The organism is Pontibacillus salipaludis, assembly GCF_014642405.1.
GTDB classification, from domain to species: Bacteria; Bacillota; Bacilli; order Bacillales; family BH030062; genus Pontibacillus; species Pontibacillus salipaludis.
This window is the reverse complement of the sequence record NZ_BMIN01000003.1, coordinates 106,751-132,468: the sequence shown is the minus strand read 5'-3', so window position 1 is coordinate 132,468 and position 25,718 is coordinate 106,751. Positions and strand designations below refer to the sequence as shown.

General features: G+C 41.0%; 24 protein-coding genes. 2 read left to right on the top strand and 22 right to left on the bottom strand.

What is annotated here, in order from left to right:
- Positions 1 to 150 precede the first annotated feature (150 nt).
- The 5 genes from IEW76_RS04580 to IEW76_RS04560 form a co-directional block, all read right to left on the bottom strand.
- Positions 151 to 663: an adenine phosphoribosyltransferase gene (locus IEW76_RS04580; protein ID WP_036785567.1), complete on the bottom strand. Its 513-nt coding sequence runs from the start codon at positions 661 to 663 to the stop codon at positions 151 to 153.
- Complete coding sequence (gene recJ / locus IEW76_RS04575; RefSeq protein ID WP_188651342.1) at positions 663 to 3,014, bottom strand: single-stranded-DNA-specific exonuclease RecJ; 2,352 nt, start codon at positions 3,012 to 3,014, stop codon at positions 663 to 665. Before recJ ends, IEW76_RS04580 begins: the two co-directional genes overlap by 1 nt.
- Before the next feature lie 420 nt (positions 3,015 to 3,434).
- Entirely contained in the window at positions 3,435 to 3,758 is a 324-nt protein-coding gene (locus tag IEW76_RS04570) for a LapA family protein (protein WP_036785560.1), read from the bottom strand.
- Positions 3,759 to 4,246: 488 nt separating this feature from the next.
- Complete coding sequence (gene secD, locus IEW76_RS04565; RefSeq protein WP_188651341.1) at positions 4,247 to 6,604, bottom strand: protein translocase subunit SecD; 2,358 nt, start codon at positions 6,602 to 6,604, stop codon at positions 4,247 to 4,249.
- A 196-nt stretch (positions 6,605 to 6,800) separates the two neighbouring features.
- A complete protein-coding gene (locus IEW76_RS04560; protein ID WP_188651340.1) occupies positions 6,801 to 7,118 on the bottom strand; it encodes a post-transcriptional regulator in 318 nt (105 codons plus the stop codon).
- Positions 7,119 to 7,261: 143 nt separating this feature from the next.
- Here IEW76_RS04560 and spoVB point away from each other — a divergent pair, with 143 nt between their 5' ends.
- Entirely contained in the window at positions 7,262 to 8,812 is a 1,551-nt protein-coding gene (gene spoVB, locus IEW76_RS04555) for a stage V sporulation protein B (protein ID WP_188651339.1), read from the top strand.
- 94 nt (positions 8,813 to 8,906) lie between these two features.
- Here spoVB and IEW76_RS04550 read toward each other — a convergent pair whose 3' ends face one another.
- From IEW76_RS04550 to IEW76_RS04535, 4 genes are all read right to left on the bottom strand, one after another.
- A complete protein-coding gene (locus IEW76_RS04550) occupies positions 8,907 to 9,761 on the bottom strand; it encodes a C40 family peptidase (protein WP_188651338.1) in 855 nt (284 codons plus the stop codon).
- 505 nt (positions 9,762 to 10,266) lie between these two features.
- Positions 10,267 to 10,950 (bottom strand): class I SAM-dependent methyltransferase, encoded by a 684-nt coding sequence (locus tag IEW76_RS04545; RefSeq protein WP_188651337.1) that lies wholly within the window; start codon positions 10,948 to 10,950, stop codon positions 10,267 to 10,269.
- A gap of 67 nt (positions 10,951 to 11,017) precedes the next feature.
- The gene (locus IEW76_RS04540; RefSeq protein ID WP_229721120.1) at positions 11,018 to 11,686 is read right to left on the bottom strand and encodes a DUF421 domain-containing protein; all 669 of its coding nucleotides are present in this window, start codon (positions 11,684 to 11,686) and stop codon (positions 11,018 to 11,020) included.
- Between the two features lie 66 nt (positions 11,687 to 11,752).
- On the bottom strand, positions 11,753 to 13,057 hold the full coding sequence (locus tag IEW76_RS04535; RefSeq protein WP_188651336.1) for an ArsB/NhaD family transporter: 1,305 nt from the start codon (positions 13,055 to 13,057) through the stop codon (positions 11,753 to 11,755).
- 128 nt (positions 13,058 to 13,185) lie between these two features.
- Between IEW76_RS04535 and IEW76_RS04530 the strand changes: the two genes are divergently transcribed.
- Entirely contained in the window at positions 13,186 to 13,563 is a 378-nt protein-coding gene (locus IEW76_RS04530; protein ID WP_188651335.1) for a TIGR04086 family membrane protein, read from the top strand.
- Between the two features lie 42 nt (positions 13,564 to 13,605).
- On the opposite strand, the gene yajC is transcribed toward IEW76_RS04530, so the two are convergent.
- The 13 genes from yajC to pheA all read right to left on the bottom strand — a co-directional run bounded on the left by yajC (position 13,606) and on the right by pheA (position 25,703).
- Positions 13,606 to 13,875 carry a preprotein translocase subunit YajC gene (gene yajC, locus IEW76_RS04525; RefSeq protein ID WP_036785536.1) on the bottom strand — a complete coding sequence of 90 codons (270 nt, stop codon included), beginning with the start codon at positions 13,873 to 13,875 and terminating at the stop codon, positions 13,606 to 13,608.
- A gap of 37 nt (positions 13,876 to 13,912) precedes the next feature.
- On the bottom strand, positions 13,913 to 15,052 hold the full coding sequence (gene tgt, locus IEW76_RS04520; protein WP_036785533.1) for a tRNA guanosine(34) transglycosylase Tgt: 1,140 nt from the start codon (positions 15,050 to 15,052) through the stop codon (positions 13,913 to 13,915).
- A gap of 21 nt (positions 15,053 to 15,073) precedes the next feature.
- Complete coding sequence (gene queA / locus IEW76_RS04515) at positions 15,074 to 16,099, bottom strand: tRNA preQ1(34) S-adenosylmethionine ribosyltransferase-isomerase QueA (protein WP_188651334.1); 1,026 nt, start codon at positions 16,097 to 16,099, stop codon at positions 15,074 to 15,076.
- A 21-nt stretch (positions 16,100 to 16,120) separates the two neighbouring features.
- On the bottom strand, positions 16,121 to 16,321 hold the full coding sequence (locus IEW76_RS04510; RefSeq protein ID WP_188651332.1) for a DUF2905 domain-containing protein: 201 nt from the start codon (positions 16,319 to 16,321) through the stop codon (positions 16,121 to 16,123).
- Positions 16,314 to 17,318, bottom strand: a complete 1,005-nt coding sequence (gene ruvB, locus IEW76_RS04505) for a Holliday junction branch migration DNA helicase RuvB (protein WP_188651330.1) — start codon at positions 17,316 to 17,318, stop codon at positions 16,314 to 16,316. The genes IEW76_RS04510 and ruvB overlap by 8 nt, the downstream gene beginning before the upstream one ends.
- Positions 17,319 to 17,333: 15 nt before the next feature.
- On the bottom strand, positions 17,334 to 17,954 hold the full coding sequence (gene ruvA / locus IEW76_RS04500; RefSeq protein WP_188651693.1) for a Holliday junction branch migration protein RuvA: 621 nt from the start codon (positions 17,952 to 17,954) through the stop codon (positions 17,334 to 17,336).
- 527 nt (positions 17,955 to 18,481) lie between these two features.
- Positions 18,482 to 19,045, bottom strand: coding sequence for an intercompartmental signaling factor BofC (locus IEW76_RS04495; RefSeq protein WP_188651328.1), 564 nt, complete (start codon positions 19,043 to 19,045; stop codon positions 18,482 to 18,484).
- Positions 19,046 to 19,179: 134 nt separating this feature from the next.
- Positions 19,180 to 19,908 carry a YebC/PmpR family DNA-binding transcriptional regulator gene (locus IEW76_RS04490; RefSeq protein WP_188651325.1) on the bottom strand — a complete coding sequence of 243 codons (729 nt, stop codon included), beginning with the start codon at positions 19,906 to 19,908 and terminating at the stop codon, positions 19,180 to 19,182.
- Positions 19,909 to 20,100: 192 nt separating this feature from the next.
- Entirely contained in the window at positions 20,101 to 20,736 is a 636-nt protein-coding gene (locus tag IEW76_RS04485) for a YhcN/YlaJ family sporulation lipoprotein (protein ID WP_188651323.1), read from the bottom strand.
- Between the two features lie 78 nt (positions 20,737 to 20,814).
- Positions 20,815 to 21,555, bottom strand: coding sequence for an NAD(+) synthase (gene nadE / locus IEW76_RS04480; RefSeq protein ID WP_188651321.1), 741 nt, complete (start codon positions 21,553 to 21,555; stop codon positions 20,815 to 20,817).
- A 52-nt stretch (positions 21,556 to 21,607) separates the two neighbouring features.
- On the bottom strand, positions 21,608 to 22,570 hold the full coding sequence (locus tag IEW76_RS04475) for a phosphotransferase (protein WP_188651319.1): 963 nt from the start codon (positions 22,568 to 22,570) through the stop codon (positions 21,608 to 21,610).
- 2 nt (positions 22,571 to 22,572) lie between these two features.
- On the bottom strand, positions 22,573 to 23,853 hold the full coding sequence (gene safA / locus IEW76_RS21015; RefSeq protein ID WP_188651317.1) for a SafA/ExsA family spore coat assembly protein: 1,281 nt from the start codon (positions 23,851 to 23,853) through the stop codon (positions 22,573 to 22,575).
- A gap of 980 nt (positions 23,854 to 24,833) precedes the next feature.
- Positions 24,834 to 25,703, bottom strand: a complete 870-nt coding sequence (gene pheA / locus IEW76_RS04465; RefSeq protein ID WP_188651691.1) for a prephenate dehydratase — start codon at positions 25,701 to 25,703, stop codon at positions 24,834 to 24,836.
- Between the last annotated feature and the right edge of the window lie 15 nt (positions 25,704 to 25,718).

Sequence of the window (25,718 nt, the reverse complement as noted above, 5' to 3'; positions counted from 1 at the left end):
ATTATCGAAAATTCTAATGATAATGTAAAGAGGAAAGACTCAATTTATGTCGAAAACCTCTACTCTTACCTATTGGACGTGTTTCAATCGTTATTACGTTCGTATGATAAAAGAGTACTCCCATAACTTTGAGAGCACTCTTTCTTCCTTTTAGTATTGCATTAATGTTAGAACATCATAACCGTCTAGTTTCTCACGGCCATCTAAATAGGTTAATTCTACAAGGAAAGCACAACCTACTACAATTCCGCCTAGTTGTTCAACCAAGTTGATTGTAGCCTCAATCGTACCGCCTGTTGCAAGAAGGTCATCTGTGATTAAAACGCGTTGACCAGGTTTAATGGCATCCTTATGAATCGTTAATACATCTTTGCCATATTCCAAACCGTAGTCAACTTTAATCGTTTCACGAGGAAGCTTACCTTCTTTACGCACAGGAGCAAATCCTACTTCCATTGCGTATGAAACTGGGCAACCAATAATGAAACCACGTGCTTCAGGTCCAACAATAATATCGATTTCTCTTGTATTTGCATATTCTACAATTTCGTCAATTGCTGATTTAAATGCAGGTCCGTTATCCATCAAAGTTGTGATATCTTTAAATTTAATGCCCTCTGTCGGCCAGTCTTCCACAACCGTAATATATTGTTTTAAATCCATTAACTAATTTCCTCCTTAACGTCCGAAACTCGATCCATTTGCTCGGTAAACCAAGCTTTTAATTGAGGATAGGATGAGAAATATAACGTTTGTTCCACTTTTAATTGTTCGTGTTTTTGTTGATATAGAGCTGATTCAGTCAAATCTTTCTTAGAAGGATTCGGATTCAGCGTTAAAAGTCCATTATCTATTCTAACAAATTCTAGCTCAAAAAACACGTGTGATATAAATTCAACCGAATCTTTTGACCAACCTTTATAATCTGCTAGTTTTGGTCCTTCTGTTTCTAGGTGGAATTTCTTCCGTTTCATCAACATGCCATAGAACCATTTGAAATGATCACGAGTCGGTAAGGTTTTTAAAAAGGCCGCATCATCTGTCCGGTAACACGCATAGATATTGTGAGGTGTCATTTTTTGAGTGACGGCACTAATTTGTTCCATAGATAGTGGCAAATCCATTAGAACTAAATGTTCAACTTCATCTAGTGGCAGGTCATCAATGAGTTCAGGGTCATGGTTTAACTCTATCACCGGATAATAATCAAAAACCCACGCCATGTTTTCAGTTGCCTCTCCAAAGAATATGGCAACCGTATGATCAAATGGCAACTTCGGCATGGCTTTTTCAAGGTGACGATTTCCTCTTAGGTCAAAAAGCTGCCAGTTATCAACGCGAAGGTCTTTCATCATAACTTGAGGTTTACGCTTACCGTTCCATTCATTGACAGAAAGTTCACCTACGATCGATACTGGCGATTGAGGAGCGATACGGGGATATAAGTCTCCCATTCCAAAGCCTATGGTATCAATATCTGCTCCATTTGCTTTAAAACGCATCTTTAAATGGTTTAATTTACTCCCGATTTGCCTTAGTTCAGCAGGGATTGCTTCTTCTATACGGAAAAGCGGCTTAGGATTCCCCATTCCAAACGGTGCTAGCTTCGATATCTCTTCAATTGTTGAAATCGTTATATCTTCTAGTTTTACTGTTCGATCAATCGTTAAGAGTTGCTTAAAGTCTTCAGGTGCTAGCTTTTGTTCTGCCAGACGATTTAACGATTCTCGAAGAGTTGCTACATTCTCGAGCGGTAAGGTCATTCCAGCTGCTTGAGCGTGACCACCAAAATGAGTGAACTGATCACGAACTTCCATACAATTTGTAAACATATCAAAAGCATCAATGCTCCTAGCAGACCCTTTAGCTGTTTGAGCATCAGAATCGATCGTTAAAACAATCGTAGGTCGATCATACTTATTCACAAGACGAGAAGCTACAATTCCAAGAACGCCCTGATTCCATCCTTCTTTAGCCACAACAATGACAGAAGGAAGTTCATCTGCTTGAGCATCAAGCATTGTCTCAGCTTCTTCCGCAATCTCAGCAACAATCTTCTGTCGTTCCTGATTAAGTGCGTGAATTTGATTAGCTAACGCCTCTGCTTCTGAATCACTCTCCGTTAATAATAAATCAACAGCAGGAAATGCATCTTGCAATCGACCTACAGCGTTAATACGAGGCCCTATAGCAAAACCAATGTCTTCTTCTGTGATGTCACCTTCTATGCTACATACTTTCTTTAAAGCTTGTACACCAGGTCGAATAGACCTTGAAATAGCTTTAAGGCCATGTGCGGCTAATATACGGTTTTCATCATGCAACGGGACTAGGTCCGCTATTGTACCAATAACGACCAAATCTAATAAGTGTTTCGGAAAATCTCCTAGTAAGGCATGTGCAAATTTAAACGCTACACCTACACCTGCTAGTTCTTGAAATGGGTACGTGCCAGATAACTTTGGATGTACGATTGCAAATGCATCTGGTAGTTCTGTTTGCGCCTCATGGTGATCCGTAATGATTAAGTCTATACCTAACTCTTTCGCTACAGTCGCTTCATGATTGGCCGCTATCCCTGTATCAACAGTGATAATTAACGTTATACCTTCTGCATGTGCATTTCGGAATGCTTCTTCATTAGGACCGTAACCTTCTGTGAACCGGTTCGGAATGTAATAGTCTACATAAGCCCCCATTTCACGAAGGACTTCGACCATTAATGCCGTTGAGCTGACCCCATCCGCATCATAATCACCAAACACCCATATATATTCTTCCTGTTCAATCGCTCTCTTTACACGATCAACAGCTTTGTTCATATCATTCATTAACATTGGATCATGTAATTGTTCCAGTTGAGGAGATAAAAATAGCTTTGCCGCTTCTTTCGTTTCAATCCCTCTTTTCTTTAACAATTCTTGTGTTAAAGAAGTCAAAGATAATGATGGATCAATAGGAAGAGTTGGCTCCTCTTCTTGGGTTAAATTCCATTTTGCTTTACTCCGTAACATAGATTCACCCCTAACAGACCCATTATACAAGAGCGAGGTAAGGGGAGCAAATGAATTTCAGGTGGAAAAGGTAGTCATGAAAAGTGCAGGCGTGGTACTTAGGGATAAAAGGAAGTTCGACTAGGATCGTCACATCAATAGCCAACATCGAACGCCCCCACATCGTGTGAGGGGCTGATAAGCCAGCTTTTCGGAAAAGGCGATTAGCCTTTGTAAAAAAGCTCGCTTATCGCGCTAGGTCCTCCACGCCAGAACAAGCCTACTCCTTATTCCCCGGACGCCTTACATCCCTACCTGGCCAAATGGACCAGCTTAAGGATAAGACTCAAAATCACACCCCCAACCTAAATTCCTATTGGACTTTATCACAAAAAATCAGGATGAAATCATATGATTTCATCCTGCCAGTACATTGTTCAGCTATTTAGCACGTTCTTCTTCGATTGGCTGATTCTTATCTTCTTCTGCCTTACGTGCAGTCACACGCTCAGGGTCCTCTCCTAATTGTCTCAGTTTTTCTTTTAGAGCACGATTATCCCGTTGAAGCTGATAATTACGAACGGTTCCAAAAATCCCTGCAATCAAACCGCCCATTAATACTGAGCCTAAAATAATAAGAATCAACGGAGCCTGACCTGTTCCGAATAAGTAATTCACTTCTACAGCGTCGACATTAAACACCGCGAAAATAGCTACAATAAGAGCAAATACTAACGCTAATATAAAATTCTTCTGCCCCTTCAAAGAGCCCATCTCCTTTCTCATAACCTTCAATTATTTTACTCTTCCTTTCTTCTTCTATTCCCAAGTGGAGCTGTCTTGAAAACTTATCGTAGATATAAGCTGTTTCCGTTACCTTTGGCTAGGAGTAAGGAGGGCCTGGAAACCACTCGCTTTCCTGTGGGGAGCTGGTGAGCCTCCTCAGCCGGCACGCCGGCTTCCGGGGTCTCACCTAGGCTCTTCTGCCCACGGGAGTCTCGCAGTTTCCAGGCCCTCCTTTCCTATAATGAGATGAACGGAAACGCGTCATGGTAGGGAGATTGCTTAGCTCACAACCTCGGATACCTTGTCTCGTGAGGGGTTAAAGAAAAGCGCGTTCTAAGGGAGCATCCCCAACCACTACTTCAAGGAACGGACCTTTTTAGCATAGAGTCTCAATGTAGAATATACCAAAACACATAAATCCCCATAAAAGTAGAAAAAGAGCTCTCCGAATGGGAGAGCTCTTACACTTATACTTGTGGTCCGCTGTTTTGTTTCTTCTCTTTGTACTCAATCGGTTTACGCTTAAGCATACTCCCTCTCCATACTAACCACAGCTGAGCTGCGATGAATAGGGATGAGTACGTACCTGCAATAAGGCCGACTACTAGACCAAATGAGAAGTTTGTGATGGCTGTTGCTCCGAATAGTAGAAGCATTAAGGCAGCAAATACAACCGTTAGGACGGTGTTAAGACTACGAGCCAATGTTTCCATTAAACTCTTATTCACGACTTCTGCTAGTTCAGAGAATGTTTTCACTTTCTTCTTCAGCTTCAGATTCTCACGGATACGGTCAAACGTAACGATAGTATCGTTTACGGAATAACCCACAATCGTAAGAATAGCTGCAATAATCGTAATATCAAATTCAAGCTGCGTTAAGCTAAACAGCGCAATGATAAAGAACGCATCATGGAGTAAGGCCACAATAGCTGTTAATGCGAAATAAATTTCGAATCGAATCGTCACATAAATGATAATCCCAATTGATGCAATCGCAACAGCGTAGACCGCATTCTTCACAAGTTCTTCACCCACAATGGATGATACAGTGCTCACACTTGGATTGCTTCCGTAAAGTTCATTGAAGTGACCTTTAATGTCTGCAATTTCAGATTTAGATAGGACGCTAGTAAAACGGGCTACACCAACTTCGTCATCGTCACCTGAGATTACGACTTTCTTCGGTGTATATCCAATTTCATCAAATTCTTCTTTTAATGTTTCTTCTGTAATCGGCTCATCCGCTAGTACTTGAACACGAGAACCACTTGTAAAGTCAATGCCTAAGTTCAGTCCCATCGCACCAAGGGCAATAGCACCAGAAAGGATGAGGGCAATGGAGATTCCAAAGAACTTCTTACGGTGTTTAACAAAGTCAAAAGAACGACCGAAGACTTTCGCTTCGACTTCTTCCCCTTTTTCAATGTCTTTCACCTGACTTGGTTTAATACCAAAGAATCCTGGCTTTTTGTTTAATGCACGGCTCTTCACTAGTAGACCAAGCATTAAGCGAGATCCATAAACAGCCGTTAAGAAACTAACCAGTATACTGATAATCAACATGGTCGCAAACCCTTTTACAGAGCTCGTACCAAAGATAAATAGGACAATGGCAGCCAAAATTGTTGTGATATTCGCATCAAGAATGGTTGCTAAAGATCGACTATTACCCGCTTTAAAGGCAGATAAGGTCGACTTCCCTGCTTTCATCTCCTCTTTGATGCGTTCGTACGTGATGATATTGGCGTCTACAGCCATACCAACACCGAGCACAAGCGCGGCAATCCCTGGTAATGTCAGGACTCCGTTCATTAATTCAAAGACAAGTAGAATTAAGAAGATGTAGGTTGAAAGAGTAATGACGGCCACTACACCAGGAAGGCGGTAGTAGAACATCATATATACAAAGATCAAAGCGATCCCTATAGCACCAGCTAAGATCGTTTTGTTTAATGCTTGTTCACCAAACTGCGCTCCTACTGACGTAGAGTAAAGCTCTTTCATATCAACTGGCAATGAACCAGCATTTAAAATGTTGGCAAGCTCTTGAGCGCTATCTACCGTAAAGTCACCTGTAATCATTACTTCTTTTGTAAGTAATGGTTCACTTACGCGTGGAGCTGATATATACCCTTGCTCTTCTGGATTGTTAAAATCAGCTATGAAGGAATCTTCTTCCCCAAAGTCCATCCAGATGACCATAGAATTCTCATTGTAAGGTGTTGATGGATCATTACCTAATTGAGAAACTTTTTTGGTTACACTTTGGAACTCTTTCGCATCTTTTACTTTTAACGTAACAATTGGAGCTTTCGTATCAGGATGAAATTCTTGTTGGGCACTGCCTTCCACAAGATTTGATCCGTTGAAGATTTCTCCTGTTTCTGTGTCTGGCTCATTATTATCGTCAATTTCATCCATTTCCAGTGAGAGAGATTCATCATTTATGCGTATTTCATCATCATCAACGGTTCTAAATGACAGACGAGCCGAGGTACCAATAAGCTCCCTCGCTTTGTTCTGGTCTTCAATACCAGCAAGCTGAACCCGGATGCGGTCCTCTCCTTCAATATTGACGCTTGTTTCACTAATACCTAGTGAATCTACACGTCTATAAATCGTTTCAACAGTTGCTTCTAAAGCATCCCTGTCAATCTCTTGATCTTCATCGATTGGTGTAACCTGGTACAAAATTTCAAATCCACCCTGCAGATCAAGGCCAAGGCGAATATCCTTTGTAATTCCTTGTATCGTTGTCCCTATCGTACCTGCAAAGATAAGCAGGAGTAGAAAAAACGCAACGATACGACCGCGTTTTACCATGAGTATGAGTGCCTCCTTCTGACTTCTCCAACAACCGTTTTATAAAATAGTATTACATCCTTACGCATAAAAGAGTGGTCTCAAATACTACCACCCTACAACTACGTGAGCCTTTTGTATGTATAGAAGACATGATTATCGTGACTATAATGCCACACGCCAATATTGTAATTATAGAAATCTTTGGGAAGCACTGTCAATACGACGCTTCATTTTCTTGTTTATTTGGATCATGGTTCCTTAAAGCTTCTACCTGAGCAAGTAGATCATCACTTTGATAGGCTTGTATGGTTAAGTAACTCATATATGTACCAACACTCAAGTGAAACACATCCTGTACTACCGTATGTAAACGTAACGTTGGATTACCCTTCCAAACTTTCTTCTCGAGGCATTTCCAAATATCTTCCTCATGTGCTCTACTATAACCAAGCAAATGAAACTCTTCTTTCTTGCTTTGTAATACAGGGTAAATCGTCTTTTTCCACTGTAATACAGGCTTTCCTTCTTCCATATATAATACCCCTCTCATTCAACTCTACAAATCACACAGCAAATGTTTGAATCAATTACGAATGCTTGTCATGCTTGCCCACCTTTTCTGCATATATTCATTGTATACGAATTTCAATTCTTTGAGAAGGTAGGTCGTAATGAATGACCAAACAAACCTTTTTACAAGGTACTTTGATTTTAATTGCAGCAGGCATGATTACTCGCTTCCTAGGGTTTGTCAATCGAATCGTCGTAGCACGAATTATGGGAGAGGAAGGTGTAGGCCTTTATATGATGGCCATTCCAACCCTCATCTTAGTGATCACCCTCACCCAATTCGGATTACCTGTAGCTATATCGAAACGGGTAGCAGAGGCTGAAGCTATAGGAGACTTGAAGAAAGTAAAAAAAATTCTAGTGATCTCACTCACCATCACAGGTGTATTGAGCATCATCTTTACAACAGGAATGATCCTATTAGCTCCTTTGTTATCTCAAACCTTGTTAACAGATGAAAGGACCCTATATCCCCTTCTTGCAATTAGTCCTATCGTTCCTATAGTCGCCATCTCCTCTGTGATACGAGGGTATTTCCAAGGTCGCCAAAATATGAAGCCTCAAGCTTACTCACAGGTGATTGAACAAATTGTGCGCATTAGTTTTGTAGCTTTATTCACTAAGGCACTCGCCCCATACGGAGTCGAATATGCTGCAGCAGGTGCAATGATTTCAGTCGTATTAGGAGAGTTTTGTTCATTGTTGTACATGCTTCATATGTTTAAATTGAAAAAGCGTGTGAAAGTCAGAAGAAAGTTCATGACTTATATTAAAAACGGTAAAGAAACATTCAATGAACTGATGTCAATTGCTCTTCCCACTACCGGAAGTCGTATGGTAGGGTCCATTTCCTTTTTCTTAGAACCTATTTTAGTTGCACAAAGTCTAGCCATTGCAGGTATCCAAACCGCTATGGCTACTAAGCAGTATGGAGAACTAACGGGATACGCTCTCCCTCTTCTATTGCTTCCAACATTTATTACACAATCTCTTTCCGTTGCTCTTGTTCCAAATATCAGTGAAGCTGGAGCTAAAGGGGATCAAACGTTAATACACTACCGTATTCATCAAGCCATTCGTTTATCTTTTGCATCAGGGGCAATTGCGACCGTTATATTAACGATTTTTGCTACCCCCATCTTAACGTTTATGTATGGCCACGGAAATGCGTCTAGATTCTTGCTTGTAATGGCACCATTCTTCTTAATGCTCTACTTCCAGGCACCATTACAAGCCGCTCTACAAGCTCTTGACTTAGCGAAAGCTGCCATGTGGAACAGCCTGATAGGAGCTGTTGTGAAGTTTGCAGTATTACTATCGTTAGCCACTCAGCCTGAATTCGGCATTATGGGTGTAGCCCTTGCCATTGTAGTAGGTGTTATTCTCGTTACATTCTTACACCTAGCAACACTAATGAAAGCGATCCAGTTCCGAATTCCACTTGTTGATATTGGAAAGATGATTTTATTAATGGGTTGCACATGGTTTGTTGGCTATGAAATAAATTCCTTTTTCTCTGTGGCAACATTGACTCCCATTCCATTCCTCATACTAATTACTGGCTTTACTACAATATACATCATCTTCCTATTCGCGTTCCGTTTTATTACAAAAGAAGAACTTCAACAACTACCGTTTTTTCAAAAGAAACGATAGTTGTACAAAAAATACTTTATGAAACTTAAAAAGAAAAAAGAAAGAGTGTGAAGTCTTAAGACTTCACACTCTTTTTTTAAGATTAACTTTTTAGTTATCTTAAGCTTTTCGCTCCGATATAGCGGTTTTCCCAATATGAAATGCTCATGGATGATATCGTAACACCATTGGATGATCCACTATGAATAAACTGCCCATTTCCTAAATAAATCCCGGCGTGGGAAGGGCCACTCTTGTATGTTTCGTAGAATACTAAATCGCCCACCTGAGGTTGTCCTACGCTAACAAATTTATCGCTACTATAAATACTAGAAACAGTACGAGGGATAGATATACCTTCTTGTCCGAAAACATAATTTAAGAATCCACTGCAATCAAATCCACTAGGGCTTGTCCCACCCCATTGGTAAGGTGTTCCAAGCTGAGATTTTGCTGTAGAAATTAAATCATTTACGTTAGATGATTCCGTGTTGGTAGAAGTATTAGTTGATGTTGATGTTGATGTTGATGTTGATGTTGATGTTGATGTTGAAGTACTCCCAGATCCATCCACAGACAATTTCTGATTCACGTGAATAATATCAGAATGAAGGCTGTTCCACTGTTTTAAATTTGAAACCGTTACGCCGAATTGCCTAGAAATGCCCCAAAGTGTATCTCCGGTTTTTACTATGTATGAAGTTGATTGCGGTTCAGGTGATGGTTGAGCGGAAACTGTTTGAGATGATGTTGAATTTGATACAACTAATGTATCACCTACATAAATTGTTGTAGAAGATAAGTTATTCCACTCTTGTATATTAGAGACTGTAGTATCATGTTGACGTGAAATACCCCAAAGTGTATCTCCGGATTTTACTTGATAATCTTGCGCTTTAGAAATACTAGGGAAAGCAAGGGAACCAACTAGACAAGTGGCTGCGACAACGGATAGGGTTTTGCGCTTCATTGCTGACATTCCTTTCAAAAGAAAATTTATTATATACCCGATTATAATGAAAATATAACTAGAAATTAATAACAAGAACATTACATTTCATTACAACTTTGTAACAATGAACATAAATTACTAGAATAAAGTAAAAAAAGGCGTGTAATTTTTACAATTTCACGCCTTTTTGGATAAATATAGGGTCAATATACTAATATTATTATTTATGTTAATGATATTCCGGTGAATTTTCATACTTTTTTCACATTAACTAAATTCACTAAAAAATTCTTTTTAGCTAGCATGTCAAGCTAACTCAGCTAATCCTCTTAGTTCTCAAAACTGATAGTTTTAAACGAAGATGCTATTAGAACTATAAGCATATAAAAAACAAAACATAAGTCATAAGACTATGCCTTCATTTCTCCGACAAATTCCTTCCTTATAACACTAAAATGAAAAGCAATATTGTTTACCCAGAAAATATATTGGAAGCCCTTTAACTTAAATTCTCCCCCAGCTCCTATTGTTTCTCAAGCATAAACACCCACAAAAAAGCCAAAGCTTGTTGTAACTGATTTGGGAAAGATCTAACAACATCTTCTTTCACCCCATCTTTAAATACCCCATAACCATACGATATGGCGCCCCACCCACCTTCCTTCGCAAGCTGTTCAAATTCCCAGGGCATCATCGTATTACAAATGACATCTTCCCCATATAATCTTCTGTAACTATTTTGACGAGGGCCTGCAGTTGGACCAAGAATCGCTACACATAAACGGCCTCCAGGCTTTAAGACTCTTCTCAGTTCTTCTAAGGCCCCTTTAGGATCCTCTGTCCATTCAAGTGAGTTGATGGCCATCAACCCGTCATATGTATCTTCAGCAAAAGGGAGGTCTGCTAAATCCCCTTGTGTGAACGTTAGTCGGTCTCCCCTCATTTGATTGGCGTGCTCAATCATTTTAGGAGAGAGATCAACACCAGTTACAGTGTAACCCGCTTCACTTAATAAAAATGCTCCATGACCGTCTCCACATCCAATATCAGCCATCTTGCTCCCATCTGGTATATAGTTCTTAATAAAAGGAATGATTCCAGCACGGGACCCCTGGCTCCACATAGACCGACTTTTTTCACTCCAAAATGTAACGTTTTGATCCCACTTTTTCGTGGCTGCTTCGTGCCAATTAAATGAATCACTCATCTTGCTTCCCCCTCCTTAGGTATAAAAAAGAAGATGCCCTCTGTACCCGAGACACCTCCTTTTCATCTTACTGTTTTTCATCGTATTCGTCGATGTACCATTTATTTTTATGATCTATGGTTAGTAAGGAAATTTGTTCAGGGTGCTCATAACCCCGCTTACGAATTTCCGTTAACAGCCACTTCTCATCTTTTCCATTACGCTTTAAGTTCTCCTCTTGGATCTTGCCGTCTGTAATAAACGGCATAAGAAATCCATTCATATCTTGAGAGGAATTGTCTTGTTTTTCTATAATGGAAAGCTTACCAGAAGGCTCCAATAAAGCAAAAGCTACTTCATCAACAGACGAGGTACCATTTTCTCTTAATTGTTGTAGTAAATCATTAAAATTGTACCTCTGTTTCCTCATTTCATTTTCGTCAATCTTTCCGTTCTGAATAATAACAGAAGCTTTCCCATCAACCTTTTCTCTAAACCATTGACTTTTTAAAGAGAACCATGCACTCAACCTTTGAATCAGCAAAAGAACAAGCATTGGGATTACTGCGTGGATAAATTCATCCTTAGGCTCTTCAATTGAAAAGACTCCGATCTCAGCAAGCATGATAAAGACCACTAAGTCGAGTATGGATAGCTCACCTATCTCTCTTTTTCCCATTACACGAAAGATCACTAATATCACAAAATAAGTGGCAAACGTTCTCCAAATAATAATCCATGTTTCTTCTAAATTCACACCAGGTTCACTTCTTTCTATTGTCCCTAATGTTCCTAGTGTGAACCGATTTGACTCTTACTATGCTTACATGCCAGCTTGCATAAATGGAACAAGGTACCGAAACCAAACATAAATCGTACATACGGCAAGGGAAAAGAGCACAACAGGCATCCCATATAGCATAAACTTTAAAAATCCAATTGGGTGTCTGGCACTAGAAGCCAATCCTGCAACGACCACATTAGCTGATGCTCCTATTAGCGTTCCATTCCCCCCCAGACAGGCCCCAAGAGCAAGAGACCACCACAAAGGGTCTAAATTCGTCATGCCATATGACTGAAATTCTTTGATAACTGGAATCATAGCTGCCACAAACGGTATGTTATCAACGATTCCTGAGAAAAGACCTGATATCCATAAAATCATAAGCGCTGTTGATGGCAGATCACCTTCTGTTAACCAAATCATCCCCCTGGCCAACTCATCAATCACACCAACTTGTTCAAGCCCGCCAACGAGCATAAATAGTCCCATAAAGAAAAACAAGGTAACCCATTCAACCTCTTCAAAGACTTTTTCTGTGTTTGATTCTTTTTCTGTAAGTAAAAGTAACAGAATGGCTCCGCAAACAGCGACAGTGGTTAAATCAACATGCACAAATGCATGCAGAAGAAAACCAAGAATGGTCATAGAGAGTACCGTAACTGACTGATAAAGCATCGGAGTTTTCTTTAAGTATGAAGAAGGATCTAGTTCCATTAATGTGCGGACATGGTCCCCCTCTCCCTTCACAAGGGTTTTTCTAAACAAGAGGACTAGTCCAAATAAAGTAGCTGTAAAAATGATCAAAACAACCGGGCCAAGGTGAACCAGAAAAGACATAAACGTAAAATGATCGACAGCTTGCCCAATCATAATGTTTGGAGGATCGCCTATTAAAGTAGCTGTTCCTCCAATATTCGCACATAAAATGACCGTTAATAAATAGGGGAATACCGGTAAGTTTAACTTGGAAGTCAGAGTTAATAATATCGGAACAAACAAAAGGACTGTTGTTACATTGTCTAGTAATGCCGAACCTATAGCTGTTAACACACCCGTCACAATAAGAAGCGGGATTGGAGCACCTTTGACCCGCTGAGCTAAAAGAATAGCTATGTATTCAAATAAGCCTGTCTTCTTGGTAATTGAAACGAGCACCATCATAGAGAATAAAAGCGTAATAGTAGACCAATCAATGAAGCTAGTGAACGCCTCTTCCCAGCTATATATGCCACTTAGTAACATAAGAACTCCGCCCGCTAAAGCCACCAATGCACGATTTATCTTCTCTGACATAATAAACACATAGCTAACGATAAACACAGCAACCGCCAGGGTCGTTTCCATTAGTACCCCCCTTTTTTCTTGTCCATTTTTACTACTATATTCACGTACCTTAGGAAAATATTTTATTCTATTTTATTTTTTTATGAATAAAGTGGTAAAAAGATGGACGAACAGGGAGGAGAATAAATATGGTAAAAGAAAGAATGATGGCACTTGCCTATGGATGGGGCACCATTCTTATTATTATGGTATTGAGTAGCTTTACACTGGCCTTATTCCTTAAATTCTCGGAAATGTCACAACCAACTCTACAATGGGCAACACTTGTAATAGGATTAATTACACTATTTATCGGAGGATTTATAGCAGGAGCAAAAGGAAAAGAACAGGGCTGGTTGCTTGGATTATTTACAGGTTTAGGATTCCTTGTATTTGTTCTCTTGTTTCAATACCTAGGGTATCAACAAGGCATGTCGACATCGCAACTTCTTTATCTGGGCGGTTATGTGGTCATGGCTCTCTTAGGGGGAATGATGGGGGTCAATGTAGGAGGAAAATCCAAATAAAAAACGCGCTTATCTCTAGCTAGAGATGAGCGCGTTTTTTCACTATGCCTTCTGATTCACAACTTCACGGATAGCTGAACGATCGTATGTAAGTTTCGTTCCATCCTCTACCTGTAAAATAAGCGTGTTTTCATCTAGCGCATGAATGGTTGCGTGCATGCCGCCAATCGTAATGATATGATCTCCTTTTTGAAGATCAGATTGCATTTGTTTGACTTGCTTTTGACGCTTTTGCTGTGGTCGGATAAGCAAGAAGTAAAACAGTACAAACATTAAGGCTAGCATAATTAATGAACCTGCAGAACCTGCCATGGATTTTTCCCTCCTTTCAATAAGAAGCTTCTATCATTTAGAAGTTTTTAGCATCTGGTTTATTGAAACCATATTGTTCAAAGAACTCTTCACGGAAGTCACCAAGACGGTCTTCGCGAATCGCTTCTCGGACTTGCTTCATTAATTTTAACAGAAAATAAAGATTATGATAAGTTGTAAGTCGGAAACCAAACGTTTCGTTACACTTAATTAGGTGACGAATATAAGCTCTGGAGTAATTTCGACATGTATGGCAATCACATTCAGGATCAATTGGACCGAAGTCACGAGCAAACTTAGCGTTACGTACAACTAAACGACCTTGTGAAGTCATACATGTTCCATTACGAGCAATTCGTGTAGGTAATACACAATCAAACATATCAATACCGCGCATTGCACCATCGATAAGAGAGTCAGGAGAACCTACTCCCATTAAGTAGCGAGGCTTGTCAGTCGGAAGATATGGTGTTGTGAAATCTAGCACTCGGTTCATAACGTCTTTTGGCTCCCCTACGGATAGACCTCCAACCGCGTAACCAGGAAAGTCCATAGAGACTAGGTCGTTAATACTTTGACGACGAAGATCTTCGTACTCTCCACCTTGAACAATGCCGAATAGGCCTTGGTCGTGCGGACGTTTGTGAGCCTCTAAACAACGCTCCGCCCATCTACTTGTTCGTTCGACGGACTTCTTCATATATTCGTGACTCGCTGGATATGGAGGGCACTCGTCAAACGCCATCATAATATCAGCACCAAGAGCGTTTTCAATATGCATAGCTTTCTCAGGTGAAAGGAATAGCTTCTCACCGCTAATATGATTACGGAAATGAACTCCTTCTTCTTTGATGTCACGTAGCTTACTTAGGCTAAAGACCTGAAAGCCACCGGAGTCCGTTAAAATAGAACCGTCCCAGTTCATGAACTTGTGAAGGCCACCTGCTTCTTCTACGATATCTTCTCCTGGCCTTAACCATAAGTGATACGTATTAGAGAGGATGATCTCCGCTCCCATCTGCTTTAGCTCTTCTGGTGCCATCGTTTTAACCGTAGCAAGCGTTCCTACCGGCATAAACATAGGTGTCTCAAAAGAACCATGGGGTGTATGAACTCGACCTAAACGAGCTCCTGTTTGTTTACATGTTTTTATGTGTTCGTACCTAATTGGCATCATTCATACCCTTTCTATCTCTCATTATAAAATTAGCATCGCATCGCCGAAACTAAAGAAACGATACTGTTCATCTACAGCTTCCTTGTATGCTCGCATAACAAATTCCTTACCAGCAAGCGCACTCACAAGCATAATTAACGTAGACTTTGGCAAGTGGAAGTTTGTAATCAACCCATCAATCGCTTTAAAGGTATATGGTGGGTATATGAAAATATCTGTCCAACCAGATGCTTCTTTAAAGGATCCATAATCTCTTGCAATCGTTTCAAGAGTTCTAGTAGAAGTCGTTCCAACTGGAATAACGCGACCACCACTCTCTTTAACGCGATTTAATTGATCTGCTGTTTCCTTGGACATCTGATAAAATTCAGCATGCATATCATGCTCCTCTACAGAATCAACACTTACAGGACGGAATGTGCCAAGGCCAACGTGAAGTGTAATATAAGCAATTTCTACACCTTTGTCCTGAATCTCTTGTAGAAGTTCTTTCGTGAAGTGAAGACCTGCTGTAGGCGCTGCTGCAGAACCTTCCTCTTTAGAGTAAACGGTTTGATAACGCTCCCGATCAGATACCTGTTCCTTAATATAAGGAGGAAGCGGCATCTCACCTAGAGATTCTAATACTTCAAGAAAGATTCCTTCATACGAAAATGTCAGGATACGACCACCGTGGTCTTGCAACTCTGTACATTCAGCCACGAGTTTTCCATCTCCAAACGAAATTTTCGTACCTAACTTAATCTTTTTAGCTGGTTTCACAAGAACTTCCCATTCATCGCCTTGACGTTGATGAAGAAGCAATACTTCTACTTTTGCACCTGTGTCTTCTTTAACGCCATATAAGCGCGCAGGAAGCACTCTAGTATTGTTCAAGACTAAACAATCGCCAGGCTTTAAGTATGAGGTGATGTTATAAAAGTGTTTATGATCTATAGTTTCCTTCTCACGGTCCATCACAAGTAACCGGGAAGACGTTCGATCTTCCAGTGGAGTTTGTGCAATCAACTCTTCTGGTAAATCAAAGTCGAAGTCGTTTATGTTCATATGTCTCTCCCTATCTAGTTCTTATCGAAATTTCCCAATAATATATAGTACAACGCTTGCGACAACACTCACTATAATAGACGTCATGATCGGAAAATAAAAGGTTGTATTTCCTTTTTTAAAGAGAAAGTCTCCAGGAAGCTTCCCGAAAATACTCCAAATGAGGCCTATAACAATGAAGAGAACTCCTAATACGATAAACAGCTTAGGAAATTCATTCACTACCAGGCACCTCCCGGTTAAAGTGTTCATAGGCTAAATGTGTTACTAGTCTGCCCCTTGGTGTACGTTGAATAAACCCTTTTTGTAACAGAAATGGCTCGTACACATCCTCAATCGTTTGCGACTCTTCACCAATCGTAGCCGATATCGTATCAAGCCCAACTGGTCCACCTCTGAAATGATCCATTATACCAAGTAACAACTTATGGTCAACGTGATCAAGACCAGCCTGATCGACTTGAAGCATGTTTAAAGCTTGGTCTGTTGTTTCACGAGATATAACACCTTCCCCTTTTACTTGCGCAATATCACGCACCCGCTTCAGAAGACGGTTGGCGATACGCGGGGTTCCCCTAGAACGACGGGCTATTTCCACAGCCGCTTGATCATCAATTTCCACATCAAAGATTTCAGAGGTTCTCTTCACAATTTCACAAAGGTCATCTGTAGTGTAGTAATCCAAACGACTTAACACGCCAAACCTATCTCGAAGGGGAGCAGAAAGTAAACCAGCCCGCGTGGTAGCACCAACGAGTGTGAATGGAGGAAGATCTAGTCGTATAGATCTTGCTTCTGAACCTGAGCCAATGACAATATCAAGGCAAAAATCTTCCATAGCAGGATAGAGTACTTCCTCAACCGACCTTGGCAAGCGGTGAATTTCGTCTATAAACAAAACATCCCCTGCTTCAAGAGAGGACAGAATAGCAGCCAAATCACCGGCCCGTTCAATTGCAGGACCTGCCGTCGTCCTAAATTGACCGCCCATCTCACTTGCTATAATCGAGGCTAATGTCGTCTTACCAAGACCCGGAGGGCCATAGAGAAGAACATGGTCTAAAGGTTCATCCCTCATTCTCGCAGCTTCTATAAAAATTCGTAAATTTTCTTTTGTCTTCCCTTGCCCAATGTATTGAGCAAGCGTTTGTGGTCGGAGACTTAATTCGACTGAGGCATCATCTGTCATGGCCTCCCCACTAACCATTCGATCATCCATGGTAACCCTCCTTGCTTACGCTTTCTGCATCATAAGGGCTAACCCTTTACGTACATATTCATCGACACTTGAACATTCTTCTTTTTGAAGCTTAGGTCGAATGGATTTAATTTCTTTATCCGAATAACCAAGCGCCTTCATGGCTTCAAGCGCTTCGTCTACGTAACTCGACTGCTCAGCGTGGGTTTGTTCCCCTTCAAAGAATATACTCGTCTCATCCTGTTCCACAGGTAACCATTCGGTCAGTTTCCCTTTTAGATCGAGGATCATCTGTCTAGCAGTCTTCTTCCCAACTCCAGGGAATCGGGTTAAAAATTTATCATCCTCACGCTCAATTGCCGAAACCACTTCACCAACAGATGTGGAACCAACAATAGCAAGAGCACCCTTAGGCCCGATACCAGATACATTTAATAACTTAGAGAAAATCCCCTTCTCCTCAGACGTCTTAAACCCGTACAACGTCTGCAGATCTTCCCTTACATAATGATACGTGTAGATAAGCGTTTCCTTCCCCTTCATCGATTGAAAGGCAAAAGGATTCGCACATAAAATTTCATAACCAATACCATTCGCTTCTAAAACGACATTCTCAGCCGACACAGAAGCCACATTCCCTCTAACATAAGCTATCATCAAAATCGTTCTCCCTTACATCCGTAGTCACCTCTATATATTTTAACATATGAACACCAAAAGCGCAGGCCCCCGTTTTGCTCCGTCAGGCATAAGACAAAGAACGGAGGGAGGCGCCTTTTCCTCCCGCAGTTCTTTGACTTATGACCCCGAGGAGCAGGGGGCCGGAGCTGGATGTACCAAAAGCGCAGGCCCCCGTTTTGCTCCGTCAGGCATAAGACGAAGAACGGAGGGAGGCGCCTTTCAAGAAGCCTCACATATAGAAATGAATATAGGATAACGACAAACGAAAAATTCAGAATTGCACATATTTTTATATTGACTGACTGGTCATGAAGATGTATGATCGACGTATATTATTAGGGAACGGGGTGTTAGTTATGAGTACGATCGATCGTATTGTGGAATATCTCAAAAACCTCGGAGTAAATGCTGAAAAAGTGTACCGACCACCAAAGAGTAAAACGCAATCGTGATACATATAAACCATAAAACCCCTTCCTCTAGGCTTAGAGGAAGGGGTTTTGTTATGGCGTTGGCGTAATAGAAAAGTACTCATACTTTTTCAGTAAACTTAAGTACTGATCTTTAGATTTGATTTTAATCCCTTTTTGTAACTCTTCACTCTGGAAACTTTCAAGCTTTCCAACATCTATTTGGAAAAAGGATTGAATGACCTCAGAACGTTCATCTGAACCATCAAATAAAATTAATTCATTGCCTTCATTTATGCCAAAATATCCCGCTTTTTTCACAAATGGTGAAAGGTCATCAACTTTTTTTCTAAATGTAATATGCCCTTCACGCTGATCTACAAGCTCCCAGCCATCGTAACGAGCCCAGAAGTCTTCCATTGACCATATCGTTTCTTTTTTCCGTTCTTCACCAACGTGTCCATCAATATACTCCCTCTTCAACACAACTTCTAGTTCTAGAGGCTGCTCAACACTTGCATTCGCTCCTTCTTTAGAAGAAGATTCTGAAGCCTTAAGCGGCAAAGTATCCATAACACGTAAACCGCCTACAAACAAACAAAATGTCACTATGATCATTACCAAACGAATTCCTCGCAAACCATCCACCTCCATCATTCTTTATCCCTTTAAAGCACAACATGGTGTCTGGCACCCTTTCACTCACTAAAGGATGTAGGTTGTGTTTCAGGAATAAAAAAACTTCTAATTTTAGGGTTCCCAAAATTAGAAGTTTTATCCTTAAGGTATGGTTATGCTTGTCGGAAATTATGGTAGACTTCTTGCACGTCTTCAAGATCTTCAAGCATATCAATTAGCTTTTCCATCTGCTCAGCAGTTTCTCCCTCAAGCTCGGAGTATGTCTGCGGGAAGAACGTTACTTCTTCAGTATCAAGAGAAATGTTTTGCCCTTTCAGAGCAGTACGAACATCTTGGAACGTTTCAGGATCTGTATAAATCTCAAATGCTCCTTCTGTTGTTTCCATTTCCTCTGCACCAGCCTCAATCGCCTCAAGCATTAATTCATCTTCATCAACCTCTACTTCAGAACGATCGATGACAATATATCCTTTACGATCGAACATGAAGGAAACACATCCATTTTCTCCGAGGTTTCCACCATTCTTATTAAAAGCGTGACGAACTTCAGAGGCTGTACGGTTACGGTTATCGGTAAGCACCTCTACCATAACAGCTGCTCCCCCTGGTCCGTACCCTTCATATGTGAACTCTTCATAATTTGCACCATCTAAACCACCCGTTGCTTTATTAATCGCACGATCGATGTTTTCGTTTGGCACATTATTTGCTTTTGCTTTATCAATCATTAAACGAAGTTGAGGGTTTGTTTCAGGATCCCCTCCACCTTCTTTCGCTGCTACATATATATCTTTTGCCATTTTCATGAATAGCTTTCCACGTTTTTTGTCTTGAGCACCTTTACGATGCTTAATATTGGCCCATTTCGAATGACCTGCCATCGGACATTCTCCTCTCTTCATCTTTCCATAAATAAATTAAATCCATGTTTACTATAACACAAAGAAAATATTTGAAAAAGCCTGCCAATTCAAGGCTAAGTGCTTCATTGACATATATGTAAATCGCACTGTTTATCTCCTATACATCATGTAAATCCATAAAAAAAAGAGCGCTTCTAAAGCACTCTTTAGTTATTTATAATTTTTGTCTCTAAATTGATCGATTCCTTCTGGCATTTGTTCATCTTGATTGATTCGGCTCTTAAGATCTTTCATCCGATCCCAATAGCGTTCATCCGTATACACGACAATCTCTTTACCTTTTGTTTCAGGCATTTCTTTTAAGCTTGCTCGTACCTTTTCAGCCACATCCACTCTTGTATAAGTCGCACGATCTGGCTCTTCCACTGCTACTAAAACAGCATCATTTGTCACAACAACTTGTGCAGTCTTAACATATCGAGACTGACTCAAACGCTTTCCAATTTCTCTAGATTGCTTGTCGTACTCTTTATTATTATAAGAGTTCGCATCCTTATCAGAAATTGGGGTTGTTGGATATTCCTTTTGAGGTTCGCCATTCTTAGGACGAGATCGCTCTAATTCATATTGATAATACTCTGTATCAATATTCGTTTGAAACTTCGGCTGATTTTTGCCGACATCTTGATTATTATCTTCTTTAGCATTCTTCTCTGCCTGACCTTCTAATTCGGAGTTCAAGGACTCTGGTTCAAGTTCAGTTTGAATGGATTCTTCGTCAGCGCCACCGCAGCCTGCAAGTAATCCAAGAGAGAGAATAGCGCCCATCATGAGTTCTTTTTTCATGAATAAAACCTCCCTTACATCCTTAGGATGGCTTAGGGAGGTTTTCATTAACCGAGTTACATTTAGGTAATTTATGATTTAAAATTTAGGAGGCGCTGCAGCTAATTCGCGCTTATGAGCACTCTTCTTATGCATACCTTCAATAATTTTGCGATCTTCTTCAGGAATTTCTTCACCCTTAAGGTGTTTGTCGATCATTTCATAAGATGTTCCCATTTCATTTTCATCTGTTTGACCTTCCCACAAACCTGCACTTGGTTTCTTCTCGATGATTTCTTCTGGGACTCCTAATTCACGAGCTAAATCACGTACTTCACCTTTTGTTAGATGAACAAGAGGGACTAAGTCAACCCCTCCATCACCATACTTAGTGAAGTAACCTGTATACCATTCTGCTGCATTATCTGTTCCAACTACAAGATATTTGTAATTCGTACCAACAGAGTATAGCGTACTCATACGTAGTCGCGCACGTAGGTTTGCATCGGCTAATTTTTCTTGGCTTTCGTTATAGTCACCTGCAGATTTAAGTTGGTCCTGAATGTTTGAGAACATCACTTCATGTGTTTCTGTTAAATCCACTGTTAATGACTTAATCCCACAGCTCTCAATAACCTTCTGAGCAGCCTCTTGGTCATTTGGGTTACTCTTACATGGCAAGATTACACCTAGCGAATTGTCTGGGAAAGCACGCTTAATCAAATGCGCTACTACAGCAGAATCAATCCCTCCGCTTACTCCTACAAGAAGTCCTTCTAATCCCGCATCATTCGCCTGATCCTGCAACCATTTCACAAGCTTATCAATTTTTTCTTGCATAAGTACGCTCTTCCTTTCAGTTTCCATAAGTTATGTTAGGTTAGTTCTCATATCATGTTAGCATAATTTTGTTTTGTTCTACAAATGTTAGTTGCTTGTGCCACCTACCATTAAGTACTTCGAGGTAGTAAAGGACCTCACTAGATGATGGATGACTTGCCTGAAACGTATTCCACTCCCTTACTAGAGAGGCAGGAATCGCTAATCCAAGCCGAAAGAAAGGCCGTTCCTCTTTTGTTAATATACGTTCTATATAAGCGATCTCTTCATGATCTTCTAGAAAGGGTAAAAAACGCTGGGCCATTTGAATCCAATCATAAACCTTGGGTGATTGTGATGCCAAATCAAAATCAATGAGATATACCTTATTATGTTCTCCCTTCAAAAAATTATGAGCCGCTACATCCCCATGAACCCAAGAGAGCTCATTAACCCCACGGTTCTCAATACCATACCAATCTAACTTCATGAATAGATTGTATGCTTTTTCTGATGTTCGGCAAAGAGAATCAAAAAGGTCACCATAGCCATACCTTCTAAATACGTCATAATCGTTTTCAAACAGACGAAACCGTTTCCTCCAATGCATATATAATGGCTGCTTCACAATCAATGAGTTTACTTTAACTCCCTCAGCCTGTTGATGGAACCTATTCAACACATCAACAGCAGCTGTCCTATCCCATTTACGCTTATAGCTTAAAGCTTTACCACCATTCATATAAGGAGCTAATGTCCAGGTTGATCCATGTTCATCCCTTAGATATAAATCCCCTGAGGGAAACGGATAAAATGGAATCACAGGACAGTTTCCAGGAAGACCTTTAAACAATTCCCATTGTTGCCTGACGGAATGAATCGAGCTATTTCGCTTTAAGATAAATGCACCTGATGCTGCGGACACTAGCAGGACATGAGGCTTAATGATCTTGAAATTACGAATAAATAAGCCTGCCTTCTCCTCAAAAAAAGAGAAGGGAAAGTCGCTTCCGACTCCCCCTTTTAATTTCTTCATATTTAATAATCCTCGTCGTCATCATCAAATCTAGGCATATCTAATCCACTAAACTGAGAACTTCCGGGTCCCATTTGAGGGAAACCATACCCTCCCTGGTCTCCACCTTGCTGAAACATCCCGTCCCCTTGTTGCGGCATTCCGTAGCCTTGTTGCGGCATTCCATAGCCTTGCTGCGGCATTCCATAGCCTTGTTGTGGCATTCCGTAGCCTTGTTGCGGCATCCCGTAGCCTTGTTGTGGCATTCCGTAGCCTTGTTGTGGCATTCCATAGCCTTGTTGTGGCATTCCATAGCCTTGTTGTGGCATTCCATAGCCTTGCTGATATCCATCATCACATCCGCAATCATCACTCATCCCCGCTACTTGACCAGGCATTTGCGGCATATCCATACTAGATGATTCAGAAGATTCATCATAAGCTCCTTGAACCATACCTTGCTGCATTGGCATCATTTGCCCGTCATCGTAGCAATTCACATCACTACTCCCCATGTATTGCGGATGCGGATAGCAAGGCATACATGGTTGAGGAGGGCAAGGTACACAAGGATGATGCATCATTGGATAGTAGTACATTGGTTGTTGCATTTGAGGCATTTGCTGCTGCATCTGTGGCATCTCTTGAGACATTTGAGGCATTTGTTGCATTTGCGGCATCTGTTGAGGCTTTTGCTCCCATTGCTGAACCCCTTTTACCTCTTGAGGCTTCTCTTCAGATTTCCCTTTAGGTTTTGCTTCAGGTTTCGCTTCAGGTTTCGCTTTAGGCTTCGGTTCCGTTTTTGCTTTAGGTTTAACTTCAGGTTTAGGTTCCTTGTATTGAGGCATCTTAGGAATATTCACCGTCGTATAGTAATTCTGCATTTGCTGCTCCATAGTCGGAAATTGCATTTGGATAGGAGCCATCTGCATAGGCATTTGAGGTTGCTGCTGGACAGGCATCATCGGCTTCTCTTGCGTCGCCGGTTTCACAGCTTCTTTTTTCGGCATTTCCTTTTTTGGCATTTCCTTTTTCGGCATTTCCTTCGGCTGTTCTTTTTTCTCTTCTTTTATCATAGGTAACGGCTTTGGTGACGTATCCTTATACGGATGTTCAGCCGGGTATTTTTTCATCTCTTTTTTTACCGGCTTTGAATCAGTTGGCACTTTGATCTTCATGCCAGGCATAATCATATCTGGATTGCTGAGCTGCGTATTCATTGCTTTCAGCTCTTCAAAGTTTACCCCATATTTTTGGGCAATCTTCCACAATGTGTCCCCTTTTTGAACAACATGTATTTTCACCGCAGTTACTCCCTTCTTTCTGTTATAGGCATTTCCATAAGAAAATAAATAACAGATGAACTCCATACAACATATGCATGAACAACCAAAAGATTGATGGATTTGCCTAACTTTTTTCTGGATTCCTGCTTCCTCTTATCATCTTGGCCACACGAAAAGTTACTCCGATTGTGTGAATTAGCCTTAGAGAACATTAATTTCGTGACCTCTATAGGACAGGACTTCTAAAGCATGGAAATATTTTTTTAATGGCTGTTAAAGTTTAACGTTGTTATTCCTTATAACAAGATCGTTCAAAATAGGGCAGGATTGTTGATGACTTGAAAATGAGAGAATGTTTCCGTTAACTTTAGTTGAGCGTAAGGTGGGCCTGGAAACCACTCGCTTTCCTGTGGGGAGCTGGTGAGCCTCCTCAACCGGCATAGCCGGTCTCCGGGGTCTCAACTAGAATTTAAAGTGCAGGCGTGGTGACCAGGACCGTACGGATAAGGCAGCTTTTTGGAAAAGGCGATTAGCCTTTGTAAAAAAGATGACTTATCACGCTAGGTCCTCCACGCCAGAACTAGACTAGGCTCTTCTGCCCACGGGAGTCTCGCAGTTTCCAGGCCCACCTTTACCATACAAGGAGGAACGAAAGCATGCCATATAGGGTAACAACAGATCTGCTGATGCGAACTGCGGGGCCGTTCACCCACCTTAAAGACAGGGCTTGCTCGGGGACTGCGAGACTCCCGCGGGGTAAGGAGCCTAGGGAAGACCCCACAGAGAGCGACAGCGAACGAGGAGGCTTCCCAGCTCCCCGCAGGAAAGCGAGTTGTCCACGAGCTAGCCCAAGCACTCTTAAACGTAAAGGCCCCTTCTGCTGAAATATCTCAACTTCCATATAAGGAGGCTTATATGGAACAAAATCAACACTAAAAATATACAGAGCCTTCTAAATAAAAAAGGCCTCTTCCCAGGTAAGGAAAGAGGCCTTCTCGTTACATTTTATGAACGGCATTAGACTGGATTTCAAAGCAAGGATAAGTTCCTAGAATTTTGGTTTCGCACCCTAATGCTTGTAGTTCTTGCTGCAAAGCGGGAAACAACACGGAATCATAGGACCTGTTCACATCGATAATGAAGAAGTAGTTGCCTAACCCCGTTTTCATAGGACGTGATTCTATCCTTGAAAGGTTCATTTTTCGCCAAGCAAAAGCGGAAAGAACTTGATGAAGCGCACCTGCTCGGTCACTTGGTAACGTGACCATTAGTGTTGTTTTTTGTTGTTTCACTTCATGATCTTTCATCTCAACGGGAGCTTGCTCTTTTTGAACAACCACAAAGCGTGTATGGTTATTATCATAATCATGAACATTTTCTCTTAACACTTTTAAACCGTACTCTTGTGCCGCAAGAGCATTCCCTATAGCAGCGTGCTGACCTTTAAGGTCTTTCACCTTAGCGGCCGCTTCTCCTGTTGAAGCACTATAGTGCACTTCAACCTCAGGCATTTCTTTATGAATAAATTGGTGACACTGGGCAATCGCATGGCTATGTGAATACACGTGCTCTATACGCTCCACATCACCCTCAAACTCAGGATGAACGAGGATATGTTGCGTAATCGGCACAACCACCTCCGCAATAATAGGAAGTTCCACTTGATGAATTAAATAATCAATCGTCATGGACACTGTCCCCTCAATTGCATTTTCAACCGGGACAACTGCTAGCTCAACTTCCTGTCTGTCTACCGCATCTAAACACTCTGGAATTGTTCTGTAACTAACCGTCTGATCTGCTTCAAAAAGTGCCTCAACCGCTATATTCGTAAATGTCCCTTTTGGACCTAGATATCCTACTTTCACCACTATGAATCCCCC

Bases quoted from the DNA above. Each gene is read 5' to 3' on its own strand.
- IEW76_RS04580 (WP_036785567.1), bottom strand. From the start codon at position 663: ATGGATTTAAAACAATATATTACGGTTGTGGAAGACTGGCCGACAGAG.
- recJ (WP_188651342.1), bottom strand. From the start codon at position 3,014: ATGTTACGGAGTAAAGCAAAATGGAATTTAACCCAAGAAGAGGAGCCA.
- secD (WP_188651341.1), bottom strand. From the start codon at position 6,604: ATGGTAAAACGCGGTCGTATCGTTGCGTTTTTTCTACTCCTGCTTATC.
- IEW76_RS04560 (WP_188651340.1), bottom strand. From the start codon at position 7,118: ATGGAAGAAGGAAAGCCTGTATTACAGTGGAAAAAGACGATTTACCCT.
- spoVB (WP_188651339.1), top strand. From the start codon at position 7,262: ATGACCAAACAAACCTTTTTACAAGGTACTTTGATTTTAATTGCAGCA.
- IEW76_RS04550 (WP_188651338.1), bottom strand. From the start codon at position 9,761: ATGAAGCGCAAAACCCTATCCGTTGTCGCAGCCACTTGTCTAGTTGGT.
- IEW76_RS04545 (WP_188651337.1), bottom strand. From the start codon at position 10,950: ATGAGTGATTCATTTAATTGGCACGAAGCAGCCACGAAAAAGTGGGAT.
- IEW76_RS04535 (WP_188651336.1), bottom strand. From the start codon at position 13,057: ATGGAAACGACCCTGGCGGTTGCTGTGTTTATCGTTAGCTATGTGTTT.
- IEW76_RS04530 (WP_188651335.1), top strand. From the start codon at position 13,186: ATGGTAAAAGAAAGAATGATGGCACTTGCCTATGGATGGGGCACCATT.
- yajC (WP_036785536.1), bottom strand. From the start codon at position 13,875: ATGGCAGGTTCTGCAGGTTCATTAATTATGCTAGCCTTAATGTTTGTA.
- tgt (WP_036785533.1), bottom strand. From the start codon at position 15,052: ATGATGCCAATTAGGTACGAACACATAAAAACATGTAAACAAACAGGA.
- queA (WP_188651334.1), bottom strand. From the start codon at position 16,099: ATGAACATAAACGACTTCGACTTTGATTTACCAGAAGAGTTGATTGCA.
- ruvB (WP_188651330.1), bottom strand. From the start codon at position 17,318: ATGGATGATCGAATGGTTAGTGGGGAGGCCATGACAGATGATGCCTCA.
- ruvA (WP_188651693.1), bottom strand. From the start codon at position 17,954: ATGATAGCTTATGTTAGAGGGAATGTGGCTTCTGTGTCGGCTGAGAAT.
- IEW76_RS04495 (WP_188651328.1), bottom strand. From the start codon at position 19,045: ATGATGGAGGTGGATGGTTTGCGAGGAATTCGTTTGGTAATGATCATA.
- IEW76_RS04490 (WP_188651325.1), bottom strand. From the start codon at position 19,908: ATGGCAGGTCATTCGAAATGGGCCAATATTAAGCATCGTAAAGGTGCT.
- IEW76_RS04485 (WP_188651323.1), bottom strand. From the start codon at position 20,736: ATGAAAAAAGAACTCATGATGGGCGCTATTCTCTCTCTTGGATTACTT.
- nadE (WP_188651321.1), bottom strand. From the start codon at position 21,555: ATGCAAGAAAAAATTGATAAGCTTGTGAAATGGTTGCAGGATCAGGCG.
- IEW76_RS04475 (WP_188651319.1), bottom strand. From the start codon at position 22,570: ATGAAGAAATTAAAAGGGGGAGTCGGAAGCGACTTTCCCTTCTCTTTT.